This window comes from Streptomyces sp. NC-S4 (assembly GCF_054353315.1).
This window is the reverse complement of sequence record NZ_CM135937.1, coordinates 1,973,175-1,988,061: the sequence shown is the minus strand read 5'-3', so window position 1 is coordinate 1,988,061 and position 14,887 is coordinate 1,973,175. Positions and strand designations below refer to the sequence as shown.

Below are 14,887 nucleotides of genomic sequence, written 5' to 3'. Positions count from 1 at the left end.
CTCTGGGTCCCTCGGACGGCGGATCCAAACCCGCATTCACGTGTGCATCGAGCTCCGGTAGATTCGACTCCATGAATACGGGGAGTGACCGCGGAACCCAAGGGTCTGCCGCTGACGAAGCCGCCACGGAAGCCGCCGCCGGATCGGCCGCGGGCGACACCGCGGAGGCCGGCGCGCAGGCGCCGCACGTATCGAAGGCCCCGGCCTTCATCAAGTCGAACAAGAGCCTGCACCTGAGCTGGCAGGTCGGCGTCTTCATCGTCGGCCTCGCGGTGATCGTCGCCGGTGTCGCGATGCTCGTGCTGCCCGGCCCCGGCTGGGTCGCGATCTTCGCGGGCCTGGCGATCTGGGCCACCGAGTTCGCCTGGGCCCACCTCGTGCTGCGCTGGACCAAGCGGAAAGTCACCGAGGCCGCACAGAAGGCGCTCGACCCGAAGGTCCGCCGCCGCAACATCATCCTGACCAGCGCGGGCCTCGTCATCGCGGGCGCGCTGATCGGTTTCTACCTCTGGAAGTACGGGCTCGTCATGCCCTGGAGCCTCAAGGACCAGTGATGGTCAAGGAGCACCGCTGACATGCGGTAATGTTTGCGGTGCGTCCGGGCGATTAGCTCAGTGGGAGAGCACTTCGTTCACACCGAAGGGGTCACTGGTTCGAACCCAGTATCGCCCACCCGGACCAGAGGCCCGGAGACTTCACCGTCTCCGGGCCTCTGGCGTTTCCCTAGCGCAGCCGGCCGATCGCGGCCCGCAGCCGGCGGGCGTCGCGCAGCCGCCGCTCGTACGTCGCCCCCACCGCCAGCAGCAGCAGGCCCGCCAGGGCCGGCGGCACCCAGCGCGGGAGCGCACCCGCGACCTGCACCACGTACGGGGCCAGCTCGTGCAGCGCCACCGCCGCCAGCACGGCCCCGCCGAGCAGGAGCGGAGCCTGGAGCCGCCGCCGGGCGCCCAGCAGGGTCACCACCAGCGCGGCCGCCCCCAGCAGCAGCGGCCGCAGCCAGCCCGCGTCCCCCCAGGCCGCCAGCAGGCTCGGCACGAGCGTCGCCGCCAGGCCCGGGCCGTACGCCGTCCAGGACGAGGCCCCCGGGTCCCGGCGCCGCCGCAGCAGACCCACCGCCAGGGCGGGCACCGTCACCGGCAGCGCGTAGGCCTCCGGGGCGCTCACCCCGGCCTCGGCCAGCCGCACCCAGGTCGCCGCCGCGAACAGAGCCCCCGCCGCCCAGCCCAGGACCCGCCGCTCCGGCCGCACCGCGGCGCCCGCGCAGACCACCCCGGCCAGCGCCAGGACCAGTGCCAGGGTCCCGGCCCGGCCGGCCGACAGGCCCAGCGCCAGTACGCCCGCCACCGCCGCCGCGATCTCGACGGGCAGCCGGACCCCGCCCAGCCGCGGCCCGAGGACCGCCGCCAGCGCCGGGACCGCGAGCACCGGCAGCGCCCACCAGGCCACCGCCAGGTCCGACACCGCTCCCGCCGCCACCAGGACGCCGGTGGCGTACCCGACGGCGGACACGGCCGCTCCGGACCGGACCGGGCGCGGAGCCGCCCCGTACGCCGCTGCCGCCGCGCAGCCCGCGCCCAGCAGCCCCCAGACCGCGAAGGTCGCCACCCTGCCGTCCAGCGCGCCCAGGGACACGCTCGCGGCACCCGTCAGCGCGCACACCACGGCCGCGATCCGCGTCCCGCGCGCCGGGGAGCGCAGGGCGAGGACACCCGCCGCCCCCGTCACCGCGAGCTGCGCGGCGAACACCGCCGCCACCGGGAACCCGAGCAGCACCGGAGCCGTGAACAGCCCCGCCCAGGCCAGGGGCACCGCCACGACCAACGGCTCCGGCCGGGACAGCGCCCGCCCGAGCCACCCGGCCGCCCCGGCCGCGATCAGCAGGGTCAGCACGGCAGCGCCCCCCGCGCCGTACGGGTCCCGCTCCGGGGTCGTCGCCGCCCACACCTCGCCCAGCACCCGGACCCCGGCCACCAGGGCCGCGGCCACCGCAGCACCCGCCGCCAGCGCCGCCAGCGACGCCACCGCGGCCCCGGCCCGGGCCGACCCGCGACGGACCGCCGCCGGGAGCGCGGAGGCCCGTACCGCCGCCAGCAGCGGCAGCGCCAGGAGCAGGTGCGCCGGCACCGTCCACGCCGGGTCCAGGACCGGCCGGACCACCCCGCCCAGACCGGCCACCGCCGCCAGGGCGCCCGCCAGCGCCGCGGCCGAGGCGCGCGGCTCCCGCCAGGCCGCCGCCACCCCGAGGGCCGCGCAGGCCAGCAGCAGCGCCGCCGGGGCCAGGGCCTGTGCCGCGGACCCGGCCGACCACGACTGGGCCACCCCGATCAGCAGCGCGCCCGCGCCCGTCACGGCCGCCGGCACCGCCGCCGCCCCGACCCGCAGGGCGAGCGCCGCGTCCAGCGCAGCCGTCGCCAGCAGCGCCCAGCCGAGCGCCTCCGGGCCGGGCCGTGCGGCCAGCGCGGCCAGCGGCAGCGCGAACTGCGCCGCCAGCACCGCGGCCGGCAGCGGGAGCCGCAGCTTCCGCAGCCCCGAGCCGTAGCCGGCCCACACGGCCGCCAGCACGGCGGCCGCCCCCGCCGCGTAACCGGTGCCGTTCGCGTCCGGCATGCCGACCGCGTACAGCGCGTACGCGTCGAGCACCGTCAGCAGCAGACCGACCGCCGCGACCGACTCCGCCGTCGAACGCAGCCCGCGGTGCAGCAGGAGCACGGGCGTGCCCAGCGCCGCCGCCGTCACCGCGGCGAGCACCGCCGAGCGCCCGGCGATCCCCATGGACCCCCAGCTGACCAGCGTGAACGCGAGCGCCGCGACCGCCAGCAGCACCGCGCCCAGGGTGAGCAGCACGTTCTGCGCGCTCGGTGCGGAGGCCTCCTTCGAGGCCCCCGCGGGGCCGGCGGGCACGGCCTGGCCCCAGCGGACCGGGGCGGGCGCGCCGCCGGGCTGGAGCAGCAGGCGCAGCAGCCAGTCCCGGCGGCCCAGCAAATACAGCCGCCGGGCATCGAGTTGGGCCAGCTCGCGGTCGATGAGCGCCAGCTCTTCGGCGGGCGGCAGAGGCGTGTTCATATCCGGAGTGTGGCGGCGGTCACGCAGTCAGGACATGGGCGTGCGTACTCAGATGTGCCCTGAGTAGGTACCTGACGTACTCCCCGGGGGCCCTGGCGGGAGAAGCGGTTTGAACCAGCCCCGAGCCTTCTGTATTGTTCAGTCCGTTCCCGGGCGATTAGCTCAGCGGGAGAGCACTTCGTTCACACCGAAGGGGTCACTGGTTCGATCCCAGTATCGCCCACCGGGACAGGCCGGTCCGTCACTGACGGACCGGCCTTCCGCATGTCCGGGCCCCTACGCCGCCGTCGACAGGTCCGGCCGCAGCGGCCAGTGCGGATCCACCGGCTCCGGCGTCCCCTGCCGCGCGAACCACGCCTGCAGACCGCGCGCCTGCGCCGCGTGCCACACCGCCTGCAGCGTGTGCAGCTCGGCCGGCGTCAGCCGCTCCAGCCGGGCCGCGAACCGCCGCCCCACCGCCCGGACGAGCTCCAGCGAGGCCATCGCGTCCGCCGCCGCGTCGTGCGCGCCCTCCAGCTCGATCCCGTAGTGCGCGCACAGGTCCGTCAGCGTCCGGCGGCCCTTGCGGTACCGGTCCAGGTGCTTGTCCAGCACACGGGGGTCCAGCACCGTCAGCGGCCGGTCGTCCAGGTAGCGGGACAGCGAGGACGCCCGGTGCCGGCGCAACTCCCGGTCCAGCAGCGTCAGGTCGAACGGCGCGTTCATCACCACCACCGGCCGGCCCGCCACCTGCTGCTCCCCGAGCGCCCGGGCTATCTCCTCCACCACCGGCGCGGGCCAGCGCCCGTGACGCTGCAGGTGCTCGTCGGTCAGCCCGTGCACTTCCGTAGCGCCCGGGGGCACCGGGATACCGGGATTGACCAGCCAGCGCGTGCTGCGGACCCGGCCGCCCGCACACTCCTGGACGATGAGCGCGGCGGACACGATCCGGTCCTGCTCGACGTCCACCCCGGTGGTCTCCGTGTCGAATGCGGCCAGCGGGCCCTCGTACCAGCGTGTCATGGCGAACTCCTCGTCCCCGAGCGGCGGGTGGAGCTTCCTGGACACACGACCCCCGCCGCATCGGTGATACCCGGGCTGTTTGCCCCGTACGCCGTTTGCGGGCAGTCGGGTACGGAGACAACTTCCCTGGGGGACCGTACGTATGACCGGTCGTCACCCCGCACCGCTCGCGGCAGAGCCCGCAAGGCATGGGGGAGCCGGCGCCATGGCGCTCACACAGCCCGAACCGGGCGGGGTGCTGCACGAGGGGACAGGTCCGCGGACCGGAGCCCTGCGCGGCACGCTCGCCACCACCGCCTGCATGGAGACCCTCCAGGTGGGATACCTGCACGCCGTCGCGGCCGCCGCCGGGTGCTCGCTCTCCCAGCCCTTCCCCGACAACGGCATCGACTGGCACGTCTCCCACGGGGCGCCCGAACACGTCGTCGACGACGAGGTCACCATCAAGGTGCAGCTCAAGGCGACCTACCAGATACCGCCGCGGCCGGCCGGGGCCACCTTCGGGTTCACCCTCGACAACGAGCACCTGGTGAAGCTGGCCCGGACGCCCGTCGCCGTCCACAAGATCCTCGTCGTGATGCTCGTACCGAGGGAGCGCGAGCAGTGGCTCTCCGCCGGACACGACCGGCTCGACCTGAGGCACTGCTGCTACTGGACCAACCTCGCCGGACACCCCGTGACCGGCCGGCGCCGCACCACCGTACGGATCCCGACCGCGCGGATCTTCGACGACCGTGCGCTGTGCGAGATCATGACCCGGGTCGGGTCGGGAGGGACACCCTGATGAACCTGCACTCACCGCACCTCGAACCAATCCCGTCCCCGCGGTACGCCCCGGGCGGCCCCGATCCCGCGCAGGTCGACCCGCAGGTACTGGGAGCGCTGCTGCACCGGCACGGATGGCTGCGGCGCGGCGGCGCGGCCGGCCGGTACGGCCGCTGGACCCCGCCCGGCCGCTCGGGCACCAGCCTGCTCGTCCCGGAGAGCCGCGCCTTCCCCGACTGCGCGGACCTGCTGGACGAGGCGCTCACCGCCCTCGCGCACGGCGGCCTGCCCTCGGCGCGCGAAGTGCTCCTCGGGCTGAGCGTGCCCAGCGACGAGATCCGCTGGGAGCGGGAGATCCCGGAGGGGCCCCACGAGTACCGGGGCGAAGCGTCCTGGCCCGTGCAGGAACAGCTGCGCTCGGCCGCCCGCCGGCTCCTGCTCGCGGGCGCCCTCGCCGACCGGGCCCGGGCCGGGTACTACGGGGCCCGGCACCAGGCGCAGGCCGAGCGCACCCTGGACGGGGTCCTGGTGGGGCCCTCCCCGGGCGGGCGCCGGCTGACCGCGTACGTTCCCGTGGACGGCGGCCGGGGACCCGTGACCCGGCTGCACCACGCCCTGCACGCGGCCCGCGAGGCGGTGGACTACCAGCGGGCCACCGGGGGCATGGAGGCCTTCGACGCGGCGGTGGCCGCCGGGGTCAGCCGGGAACTCGCCGAAGCCCTCATCGCCCTGGTCCGCGGTTCGGAGGGCGCCCGGATCACCCTGGCCTGGGCGCCGGCGGCCGGGGTCCCGGCGGGCTGCGCGGCCCGCCCCGAGCCGGTGGAGTTCTCCCCGGGCGACCTGCCCGTGCTGCGCGAGGCCGCGGCCCGCTACACCCGCGCGGAACCCGCCGTACCGGTCCGGCTCGCCGGGGCCGTGGTGCGGATGCGGCGCAAGGCCGCCGGGGGAGGGGGCACGGTCCGGCTACGGGTGCTGGCCGGGGCGGAGGTCCCGTACGTCCGGATGCGGCTGGACGAGGAGGCGTACCGTACGGCCGGGCACGCCCACCTGGTGGGCCTCCCGATCCGGGTCACGGGCCGGCTGCAACGCCGCGGCGGCTTCCGGCGGCTGTCGGACGCGGCGGACGTGACGCCGGTACCGATGGACGAGGTCGAACGGGACCGGCTGATGAAGTCCCTGGACGCGGCCTTCGACCCGGAGGACGTGCTGCCGTCCGACGACTAGGGCGTCTCTTCCCTGCCGGGAGTCAGCGGAAGGCGGTGGCGCGGACGGTGTCGCCGCACAGGGCGAACCGGCCGCCGTCGGAGGGAGCCACCTGGAAGCCCATGCCCGCGACGCCGATCACCAGCGAGGGGGCGACGGTCGGATCGGCGCCGGAGGCGCAGTAGCCGTCCGCCTCGCCGAGGACCGGGGTGAAGGTCAGGACCGCCGAGGCGCTGCCGCCCGCGGACACCGGCACGGGACGGGCCTCACCCACGGGGACGACGCGCAACGGCCTGTTCCGGTCCGGAGACCCCTGGCCGGCCAGAGCGACCGTCGGGAAGCCCCGCAGCTGACAGGCCGCGCCTTCGTTGACCACCGTGAGCCGCACGTGCGTGGTGTCGGGCCGATCCGCGCGGGTGACCAGGAGCTGGTCCCCGGTGCACGGGGCGGCGGGCGCCGCCGTGGCCACCGTCGGTGAGCCGGCCAGCAGGCCGCCGGCCAGCAGAGCCGTCGCGGCCGTCAGGACCGCCGTCTTCCTCGTGCCTCGCATGGGCGTCTCCTCACCCTTGGCCGGAAGATCCCCTTCCACCTTCGCACGAGGTGGCGGAGGCGGCCCGGCCGAAGGAGGCCATGGTCAGACCCGGGACGGGCGAGAAATCGGGGCCGCGGGTGAAGCCCGCCCGTTCGTACAGGGCCACGGCGGGGGCGTTCGCCGCGCCCGTGGTGACCTCGACCGGACGGCCGGGGAACAGCTCGTCCAGGGCGTGGCGCAGCAACAGCGAGGCGACGCCGCGGCGGAACCGTCCCGGGTCCACGCACAGCCGGTCGAGGCTGACGCTGCCGTCGGTCTCCTCCCAGGCGAGGAAGCCGTCGAGCGAGCCGTCCCCCGACAACGCGCCGACCCAGTTCAGCGGCAGGGCCCTCATCTCGGCGAGGCTCTCGCCCAGCGCCGGGATGCCGTCGAAGCCGATCAGCTCCGCCTCCACCGCGTATGCGGCCCGCCCGATCCGGTGCACGGCCGCCGCGGTGGCGTCGTCGGTGAGGTCCAGCGTACGTATCTGCGGCATGCGGGCCACGCTACCGGCGGCTCCCGCCGACGGGCCCGGAATTCCGGGTGGGGCGGGGGCACGCCGGGGCGTCCCCGCAGGCCGAGCGAACCCACCGCCGGGCGGCGGGCCGGTCCGGCGAACGGTTCGCGAGCCGAGGAGACGCCCCGGGGGGACCCCGCCCCACGGACCCGCCTGCGCCTGCCCGCCCCGGAGCCACGGCTCCGCTTCGCGGCGCGGCGGTGGTGCCGCCCGCCGCCTGCCGCGGGCCAGGCCCGGAGCCGCGGCTTTGTCGTGGGGCGGTGCGGATCCGGCGCCGGGGTCCGGGAGACCCGTCGGGCGGGCCCGCCCGGAGCCGTGGCCTTGTCGTGGGGCGGTGCCCCTCCGGGATGTCTCCTCGGCTCGCGAACCCCTGGCCGGACCGGTCGGCTGGTCGGTGGTGGGTTCGCTCGGCCTGCGGGGACATCCCGGAGTGTCCCCGCCCCACGGGCCGTGCGGATCCGGCGCCGGGGTCCGGGGGACCTGTCGGGCGGGCCCGGGTGGTAACCGTTTCGCGGCGCGGCCACTCCGCTCGGTACGATTCAGGCGCGCGGCGTTCGCCCGCGTACCCCCTGAGTCAGGAGAGACCGGTGTCAGACGTCCGTGTGATCATCCAACGCGATTCCGAGCGGGACGAGCGCGTGGTGGCCACGGGCACTACGGCGGCGGAGCTCTTCGCCGGCGAGCGCACCATCGTCGCCGCGCGCATCGCGGGCGAGCTCAAGGACCTCGCGTACGAGATTCAGGACGGCGAGACCGTCGAGCCGGTGGAGATCTCCTCCGAGGACGGCCTCAACATCCTGCGCCACTCGACCGCGCACGTCATGGCCCAGGCCGTGCAGGAGCTGTTCCCCGAGGCCAAGCTCGGCATCGGCCCGCCGGTCCAGAACGGCTTCTACTACGACTTCGACGTGGCCAAGCCCTTCACCCCGGAGGACCTGAAGGCCATCGAGAAGAAGATGCAGGAGATCCAGAAGCGCGGCCAGCGCTTCTCGCGCCGCGTCGTCACCGACGAGGCGGCCCGCGAGGAGCTCGCCGACGAGCCCTACAAGCTGGAGCTCATCGGCATCAAGGGTTCCGCGTCCACCGACGACGGCGCGAACGTCGAGGTGGGCGGCGGCGAGCTGACCATCTACGACAACCTGGACGCGAAGACCGGCGACCTGTGCTGGAAGGACCTCTGCCGCGGTCCCCACCTGCCCACCACCCGGAACATCCCGGCGTTCAAGCTCATGCGCAACGCGGCCGCCTACTGGCGCGGCAGCGAGAAGAACCCGATGCTCCAGCGCATCTACGGCACCGCGTGGCCGTCGAAGGAAGAGCTGAAGGCCCACCTCGACTTCCTCGCCGAGGCCGAGAAGCGCGACCACCGCAAGCTCGGCAACGAGCTCGACCTCTTCTCCATCCCGGACGAGATCGGCTCCGGCCTCGCCGTCTTCCACCCGCGCGGCGGCATCATCCGCCGGGTGATGGAGGACTACTCGCGCAAGCGGCACGAGGAGGAGGGCTACGAGTTCGTCTACTCCCCGCACGCCACCAAGGGCGCCCTCTTCGAGAAGAGCGGTCACCTGGACTGGTACGCGGAGGGCATGTACCCCCCCATGCAGCTCGACGGTGGTACCGACTACTACCTCAAGCCCATGAACTGCCCGATGCACAACCTGATCTTCGACGCGCGCGGCCGCTCCTACCGTGAACTGCCGCTGCGCCTGTTCGAGTTCGGCACCGTGTACCGGTACGAGAAGTCGGGTGTCGTGCACGGTCTGACCCGTGCCCGCGGCTTCACCCAGGACGACGCGCACATCTACTGCACCCGCGAGCAGATGGCGGAGGAGCTCGACACGACCCTCACCTTCGTGCTCAACCTGCTGCGCGACTACGGTCTGACCGACTTCTACCTGGAGCTGTCCACCAAGGACCCGGAGAAGTTCGTCGGCTCGGACGAGGCTTGGGAGGAGGCGACCGCGGTCCTCGCGCAGGTCGCCGAGAAGCAGGGCCTCCCGCTGGTCCCGGACCCGGGCGGCGCCGCCTTCTACGGTCCGAAGATCTCGGTGCAGTGCAAGGACGCCATCGGCCGCACCTGGCAGATGTCGACCGTGCAGCTCGACTTCAACCTGCCGGAGCGCTTCAACCTGGAGTACACCGCGCCCGACGGCTCCCGCCAGCGGCCGGTCATGATCCACCGCGCGCTGTTCGGTTCGATCGAGCGGTTCTTCGCCGTGCTGCTGGAGCACTACGCGGGCGCCATGCCGCCGTGGCTGGCCCCGGTCCAGGCGGTCGGCATCCCGATCGGTGACGGGCACGTCGAGTACCTGCAGGAGTTCGCCGCGGCGGCGAAGAAGCAGGGCCTGCGGGTCGAGGTGGACGCCTCCTCCGACCGCATGCAGAAGAAGATCCGCAACCACCAGAAGCTCAAGGTCCCGTTCATGATCATCGTCGGTGACGAGGACATGGCCGCGGGCACCGTCTCCTTCCGCTACCGCGACGGTTCGCAGGAGAACGGCATCGCCAAGGACGAGGCGCTGGCCAAGCTGGCCAAGGTCGTCGCGGACCGCGTCCAGGTCTGATCCCCGGACCCGTCCGCCCGGCAGGCCCCCGGAAAGTGATCACTTTCCGGGGGCCTTCTTCGTACGACAGGCCAAGGTCATATGCTTGCCGCCATGACGACTCAGCCGGAGCAGCAGATCGGTGTGGGCACGCAGGACGCGTTCCAGCGACTGTGGACGCCCCACCGGATGGCCTACATCCAGGGGGAGAACAAGCCGACCGGCCCGGAGGCCGGGGACGGCTGTCCCTTCTGCGGGATTCCGGACATGTCCGACCAGGACGGCCTGGTCGTCGCGCGGGGCCGGCACGTGTACGCGGTGCTGAACCTCTACCCGTACAACGGCGGCCACCTGATGGTCGTCCCGTACCGGCACGTCGCCGACTACACCGAGCTGGACGGGCCGGAGACGGCCGAGCTCGCCGACCTCACCAAGCGGGCGATGATCGCGCTGCGCAAGGCTTCCGGCGCGCACGGATTCAACATCGGCATGAACCAGGGTGCGGCCGCGGGCGCCGGCATCGCCGCGCACCTGCACCAGCACATCGTGCCCCGCTGGGGCGGGGACACGAACTTCATGCCGGTCGTGGGCCACACCAAGGTGCTGCCCCAACTCCTGGCGGACACCCGCCAGATGCTCGCCGACGCCTGGCCCGTCGACTGACGGCTGCCGGCTCGGGCCAGGACGGGCCCGGCCCGGCCGGGTCCGCTCAGCCCCGGTCCGGGCGGCCCCGGCGCCAGGTCTCCACCTCGGCCTCGACGTCGAACTCCGTCAGGCCCAGGGGCGGGCCCGGCGGGGGCATGCGCAGGGCCGCCGCGATCTTCTCGTTGATCTCCGTGAGGACCTCCCGCACCTGGCGTTCGGAGCGGGCCGCCCGGACCTTCTCCACGGCGTCCTCGGCCTCCTTGCGCAGCGCGAGGGCCGGCGGCAGGACGGCGAAGCCCTCTCGGTGCATCTTGCCCCTGATCCACCACAGCTCGTCGTAGGGCGCGTCCAGCGAGGCCAGCGGCTTCCCCCGGCCCGGCAGGTTCTCGAACTCGCCCCGCTCGGTCGCCTCCCGGATCTGCCGGTCCACCCAGGACTCGACGTCGACACCCGGTGGTTTGCGCTCGGTCATGGTGTCCCTCCTCGGCCGTCACTCCAGCCTAATCACGCGCCCCGTGCGTCACGCGTCGTAGACGTCGGCCTTGCGCGGGGACGGCTCCTGGATGAGCCCGCTCATGATCGAGGAGCGGTTGGTGAAGCGCTCGGTGTCGACGCCGTTCTCCTCCAGCACCTTGAAGGTCGCCGCGTGGATCGACCGCAGGACCGGCGCCACCGTGCGCAGGGCGTCGTCCGCCATGAACCGGTGCCGCCACATCGAGCTCGCCCAGACGTGGCGCAGGCCGAAGGGCTCGGGCAGGACCAGCTTGCCGCCGAAGAACTCCAGGAGCGGCGGGTACCAGGTCAGCGGGGCCCGCACGGCGAGGCGTACCACCTCCTGCGCGTCCACCAGCGGCAGCGGGCGCTCCACGGTCTCCCAGAAGCGGACGCTCTTGGGCACCTCCACGGTCGGCGCCGCGGACTTGGTGGTGAACAGCCCGTGTACGGGGCCCAGGGCGTGCGCCGTGACGTCCACGCGCAGCGTCTTGTAGAGCACGGTGACCGTGACCAGCATGTTGATGACCAGCTGGCCGTCCCAGAGCGGGTACTGGATGCCCAGGTAGTGCCGGTTCCCGGCGCTGAACTGCTGCTCGTTGCAGATCCGGGTGATCTCGTGCGGCTTGATCAGGAAGGCGTCCACGTTCTCGCCGGTGGGGCGGGCCACCTCGGCGGCGCCCTCGCCGATCGGGGTGACGATCCAGTGCTGGATCGCGGCGGGCGGGAAACCGCCGGTGTGCAGGGGACCCCGCTCCAGCTTGCGCAGCTGGGCGTCGATCCCGCGTATGACGTCCCAGCTGCGGAAGGGGTGGATCTCCATGCCCTCGCTCCGGGGGGCCAGCTCCTCGGCCATCTGCCAGCTGCCCCAGCGGGTGCCCATGCCCAGGATCCCCTTGGGGCCCGCGTAGAAGACCTGGTTGCTGTGGTCCTCCGCGGTGAGCTTGGCGAGCTGGTGGCGCAGGTCCTCGCGGGCCTTCTCGTCCGGGTTGCCCGGCACGGCCTCGGGGATCTTGGCGCCGACCCCGCCGCCCGACAGCAGCCCGTCCCAGCGGGCGCGCAGGTCCCGGGCGGTGGCCTCGCAGGTGCGGCGGGCGAGCAGCCAGCCCAGGGCCGGGGCGATGATCATGCCGCGGGCGTACAGGCCGAGGAAGCCGGTCAGCGGCAGCTTGAACATCAGCACGGCCGCCACGGCGCCGATGCCGACCAGGACCGCGGTGCCGATCCAGGAGCTGTGCTTGCCCTCCTTGGCGGCCAGGGTCTTGCGGAGCTGGAAGAGCCCGAGCCACAGCAGCAGGCCGGGCAGGAACAGCACACCGCAGACCAGCATGATCAGCCGGAGCCTGCGGTCGCGCTCCTTGCGGATGTGCGAAGCCGCCAGGCAGTGCTCGACCACCGTCTGCGGATCGGCGCCGAACGACTGGATGAGGGGCTTGCGGTCCGGACCGAGGGCGCGGGCCTCCACGGCCCGGCAGAAGGCCTCGCCGAGGCTCGGTTCGAAGAGGGAGATCTTCGGCGGTTTGACCGTCGCCGGGTGGTTCTCGCTGTTGGCGGTGAGTATCTTCTCGAGCTTGCTGTCCTTGCCGCCGTCCCGGTACGCGGCCGAGGCGAGGGCGTTGGTCGCCGCCGTCTGCCCGCCGCCGCCCTGCAGCGGAACCTGTGCTCCGGGCCTGAAGTCGAATCCGTCGTCCGCCACCGCTGCCCCCATCGCTGTGCGTTCCTGCTCTTTTGGTGCGCCGAAGAGCCTATCGGCGGATCTCACCCCGTGGTCATGGGACAGGGAAATGCCGCCCACCGCAAGCTGGTTGGGTGGGCGGCCGACCCGGTGTCACACCAATCAGGTTCCCTTCTCAGCCTGTTCGCGCACCTTTTCCGCGATCTGCGGCGGCATCGGTTCGTGGCGGGCGTACGCCCGCGCGAAGCGGCCGGTGCCGTGCGAGACGGAGCGCAGCTCGACGGCGTAGCGGCCGATCTCGATCTCCGGGATCTCGGCGCGCACCCGCGTGCGCCCCGGCGTGGCCTGGTCGGTGCCGACGACACGGCCTCGGCGGCCGGCGAGGTCGCTCATGACCGGGCCGACGTACTCGTCGGGGACGACGACGGCGAGCTCGGCGACCGGTTCGAGGAGGTCGATCCGGGCCTCGGCGGCGGCCTCCCGCAGGGCGAGGGCGCCGGCCGTCTGGAAGGCGGCGTCGGAGGAGTCCACCGAGTGCGCCTTGCCGTCGAGGAGGGTGATGCGCACGTCGACCAGCGGGTAGCCGGCGGCGACCCCGCGGGCCGCCTGGGTCCGTACGCCCTTCTCCACGGACGGGATGAACTGGCGGGGCACGGAGCCGCCGACGACCTTGTCGACGAACTCGATGCCGCTGCCGGGCGGGAGCGGCTCCACCTCGATCTCGCAGATGGCGAACTGGCCGTGTCCGCCGGACTGTTTGACGTGCCGGCCGCGCCCGGCGGCCTTGCCCCCGAAGGTCTCGCGCAGGCTCACCTTGTGCGGGACGGGGTCGACCTGGACGCCGTAGCGGGTGCGCAGCCGCTCCAGGGCCACGTCCTGGTGGGCCTCGCCGAGACACCACAGGACGACCTGGTGGGTGTGCGGGTTCTGCTCCAGCCGCATGGTCGGGTCCTCGGCGACGAGCCGGGCCAGGCCCTGGGACAGCTTGTCCTCGTCGGCCTTGCTGTGCGCCTCGATGGCGAGGGGGAGCAGGGGGTCGGGCATGGTCCACGGCGCCATGAGGAGCGGGTCCTCCTTGGCGGAGAGGGTGTCGCCGGTCTCCGCGCGGGTCAGTTTGGCCACGCAGGCCAGGTCGCCCGCGATGCACCGGGTGAGGACGCGCTGCTGCTTGCCGAAGGGGGAGGAGAGGGTGCCGACCCGCTCGTCGACGTCGTGGTCCTCGTGCCCGCGGTCGGCCAGGCCGTGCCCGCTGACGTGGACGGTGTCCTCGGCCTTCAGGGTGCCGGAGAAGACGCGTACGAGGGAGACCCGGCCGACGTAGGGGTCGGAGGAGGTCTTGACGACCTCGGCGACGAGGGAGCCGTCGGGATCGCAGGTGACGTCCGGGCGGGCGGAGCCGTCCGGGCGGGTGACGGTGACGGCGGCGCGCTCCAGGGGAGTGGGGAAGCCGCCGGTGACCAGTTCGAGGAGCTCCACGGTGCCCAGGCCCTGGCGGGCGCCGTCGGTGGCGGGGGCGGCCATCAGGACGGGGTGGAAGGTGCCGCGCGCCACCGCCCGCTCCAGGTCGTCGACGAGGGTCTTGAGGTCGATCTCCTCGCCGCCCAGGTAGCGGTCCATGAGGCTCTCGTCCTCGCTCTCCGCGATGATCCCCTCGATCAGCCGGGCGCGGGCGTCGGTGATGAGGGCGAGCTCGGCGGGATCCGGGTCGCGCTCCACGCGCTCGCCGGAGGCGTACTCGTAGACGCGCCGGGAGAGCAGGCCGAGCAGACCGGTGACGGGGGCGTGCCCGTCCGGGCCGGGCGGGCCGTGCAGGGGGAGGTAGAGGGGGACGACCGCGTCGGGGTCGTCGGCGCCGAAGATCTCACCGCAGACGGTGGTCATCTGCGTGTAGTCGGAGCGGGCGGCCTCCAGGTGGGTCACGACGATGGCGCGGGGCATGCCGACGGCCTCGCACTCGTCCCAGACCATGCGGGTGGCGCCGTCGATCCCGTCCGAGGCCGAGACGACGAAAAGGGCCGCGTCCGCGGCGCGCAGACCGGCCCTGAGTTCCCCGACGAAGTCGGCGTATCCGGGGGTGTCCAGGATATTGATCTTGATTCCGCCCCATTCGACGGGGACGAGGGACAACTGGACGGAGCGCTGTCGGCGGTGCTCGATCTCGTCGTAGTCGGAGACGGTGGCGCCGTCCTCGACCCGGCCCGCCCGGTTGACCGCTCCGGCGGTCAGGGCGAGGGCTTCGACCAGCGTGGTCTTGCCTGATCCGCTGTGGCCGACCAGCACGACGTTCCGGATGGAAGAGGGGCGGTCGGCCGTCAGTGCCCTGCCGGCGGCTCCGGCTTGGTGTGATGTGGCTCCCATGATGCTCGTGCCTCCCGGTGGTGACGGTGAGGAGGGTCCGGTGGTGAGGGGAT

Annotated in this window: 12 protein-coding genes and 2 tRNA genes; 7 read left to right on the top strand and 7 right to left on the bottom strand. The window is 73.5% G+C overall.

Annotation, left to right across the window (positions count from 1 at the left end; genetic code table 11):
• Positions 1-71: 71 nt before the first annotated feature.
• A complete protein-coding gene (locus ACXNSR_RS08440; protein ID WP_458641510.1) occupies positions 72-554 on the top strand; it encodes a TIGR02611 family protein in 483 nt (160 codons plus the stop codon).
• A 46-nt stretch (positions 555-600) separates the two neighbouring features.
• Positions 601-672 (top strand) — tRNA-Val (locus tag ACXNSR_RS08435).
• 51 nt (positions 673-723) lie between these two features.
• Here the strand turns inward: ACXNSR_RS08435 and ACXNSR_RS08430 are convergent.
• Positions 724-3,063, bottom strand: coding sequence for an SCO7613 C-terminal domain-containing membrane protein (locus ACXNSR_RS08430; RefSeq protein ID WP_458641509.1), 2,340 nt, complete (start codon positions 3,061-3,063; stop codon positions 724-726).
• Positions 3,064-3,214: 151 nt separating this feature from the next.
• Between ACXNSR_RS08430 and ACXNSR_RS08425 the strand changes: the two genes are divergently transcribed.
• Positions 3,215-3,286, top strand: a tRNA-Val gene (locus ACXNSR_RS08425).
• A 53-nt stretch (positions 3,287-3,339) separates the two neighbouring features.
• On the opposite strand, the gene ACXNSR_RS08420 is transcribed toward ACXNSR_RS08425, so the two are convergent.
• Complete coding sequence (locus tag ACXNSR_RS08420; protein WP_327386373.1) at positions 3,340-4,065, bottom strand: 3'-5' exonuclease; 726 nt, start codon at positions 4,063-4,065, stop codon at positions 3,340-3,342.
• Between the two features lie 205 nt (positions 4,066-4,270).
• On the opposite strand from ACXNSR_RS08420, the gene ACXNSR_RS08415 reads away from it, so the two are divergent.
• Positions 4,271-4,849, top strand: coding sequence for a DUF4365 domain-containing protein (locus tag ACXNSR_RS08415; RefSeq protein WP_458641508.1), 579 nt, complete (start codon positions 4,271-4,273; stop codon positions 4,847-4,849).
• The gene (locus tag ACXNSR_RS08410; RefSeq protein ID WP_458641507.1) at positions 4,849-6,054 is read left to right on the top strand and encodes a hypothetical protein; all 1,206 of its coding nucleotides are present in this window, start codon (positions 4,849-4,851) and stop codon (positions 6,052-6,054) included. Before ACXNSR_RS08415 ends, ACXNSR_RS08410 begins: the two co-directional genes overlap by 1 nt.
• 22 nt (positions 6,055-6,076) lie before the next feature.
• Here the strand turns inward: ACXNSR_RS08410 and ACXNSR_RS08405 are convergent, their stop codons facing one another.
• Together ACXNSR_RS08405 and ACXNSR_RS08400 are read right to left on the bottom strand one after the other, a co-directional pair.
• Entirely contained in the window at positions 6,077-6,583 is a 507-nt protein-coding gene (locus ACXNSR_RS08405; RefSeq protein ID WP_458641506.1) for a DUF4232 domain-containing protein, read from the bottom strand.
• Between the two features lie 10 nt (positions 6,584-6,593).
• On the bottom strand, positions 6,594-7,100 hold the full coding sequence (locus ACXNSR_RS08400) for a GNAT family N-acetyltransferase (RefSeq protein WP_458641505.1): 507 nt from the start codon (positions 7,098-7,100) through the stop codon (positions 6,594-6,596).
• A 608-nt stretch (positions 7,101-7,708) separates the two neighbouring features.
• On the opposite strand from ACXNSR_RS08400, the gene thrS reads away from it, so the two are divergent.
• Together thrS and ACXNSR_RS08390 are read left to right on the top strand one after the other, a co-directional pair.
• Entirely contained in the window at positions 7,709-9,685 is a 1,977-nt protein-coding gene (gene thrS / locus ACXNSR_RS08395; RefSeq protein ID WP_458641504.1) for a threonine--tRNA ligase, read from the top strand.
• Between the two features lie 81 nt (positions 9,686-9,766).
• Positions 9,767-10,327, top strand: coding sequence for an HIT family protein (locus tag ACXNSR_RS08390; protein WP_030723580.1), 561 nt, complete (start codon positions 9,767-9,769; stop codon positions 10,325-10,327).
• Positions 10,328-10,373: 46 nt separating this feature from the next.
• On the opposite strand, the gene ACXNSR_RS08385 is transcribed toward ACXNSR_RS08390, so the two are convergent.
• The 3 genes from ACXNSR_RS08385 to ACXNSR_RS08375 form a co-directional block, all read right to left on the bottom strand.
• On the bottom strand, positions 10,374-10,781 hold the full coding sequence (locus ACXNSR_RS08385; protein WP_458641503.1) for a DnaJ family domain-containing protein: 408 nt from the start codon (positions 10,779-10,781) through the stop codon (positions 10,374-10,376).
• A gap of 48 nt (positions 10,782-10,829) precedes the next feature.
• Entirely contained in the window at positions 10,830-12,509 is a 1,680-nt protein-coding gene (locus ACXNSR_RS08380) for a hypothetical protein (protein ID WP_458641502.1), read from the bottom strand.
• Between the two features lie 129 nt (positions 12,510-12,638).
• Positions 12,639-14,834 carry an elongation factor G-like protein EF-G2 gene (locus ACXNSR_RS08375; protein ID WP_458641501.1) on the bottom strand — a complete coding sequence of 732 codons (2,196 nt, stop codon included), beginning with the start codon at positions 14,832-14,834 and terminating at the stop codon, positions 12,639-12,641.
• Positions 14,835-14,887: the final 53 nt, after the last annotated feature.

What these genes read in the sequence shown, in the direction of transcription:
- ACXNSR_RS08405 (WP_458641506.1), bottom strand. Translation starts at nt 6,583, where the DNA reads ATGCGAGGCACGAGGAAGACGGCGGTCCTGACGGCCGCGACGGCTCTG.
- ACXNSR_RS08400 (WP_458641505.1), bottom strand. Translation starts at nt 7,100, where the DNA reads ATGCCGCAGATACGTACGCTGGACCTCACCGACGACGCCACCGCGGCG.
- ACXNSR_RS08440 (WP_458641510.1), top strand. Translation starts at nt 72, where the DNA reads ATGAATACGGGGAGTGACCGCGGAACCCAAGGGTCTGCCGCTGACGAA.
- ACXNSR_RS08385 (WP_458641503.1), bottom strand. Translation starts at nt 10,781, where the DNA reads ATGACCGAGCGCAAACCACCGGGTGTCGACGTCGAGTCCTGGGTGGAC.
- ACXNSR_RS08380 (WP_458641502.1), bottom strand. Translation starts at nt 12,509, where the DNA reads ATGGGGGCAGCGGTGGCGGACGACGGATTCGACTTCAGGCCCGGAGCA.
- ACXNSR_RS08430 (WP_458641509.1), bottom strand. Translation starts at nt 3,063, where the DNA reads ATGAACACGCCTCTGCCGCCCGCCGAAGAGCTGGCGCTCATCGACCGC.
- ACXNSR_RS08420 (WP_327386373.1), bottom strand. Translation starts at nt 4,065, where the DNA reads ATGACACGCTGGTACGAGGGCCCGCTGGCCGCATTCGACACGGAGACC.
- ACXNSR_RS08390 (WP_030723580.1), top strand. Translation starts at nt 9,767, where the DNA reads ATGCTTGCCGCCATGACGACTCAGCCGGAGCAGCAGATCGGTGTGGGC.
- ACXNSR_RS08410 (WP_458641507.1), top strand. Translation starts at nt 4,849, where the DNA reads ATGAACCTGCACTCACCGCACCTCGAACCAATCCCGTCCCCGCGGTAC.
- ACXNSR_RS08375 (WP_458641501.1), bottom strand. Translation starts at nt 14,834, where the DNA reads ATGGGAGCCACATCACACCAAGCCGGAGCCGCCGGCAGGGCACTGACG.
- ACXNSR_RS08415 (WP_458641508.1), top strand. Translation starts at nt 4,271, where the DNA reads ATGGCGCTCACACAGCCCGAACCGGGCGGGGTGCTGCACGAGGGGACA.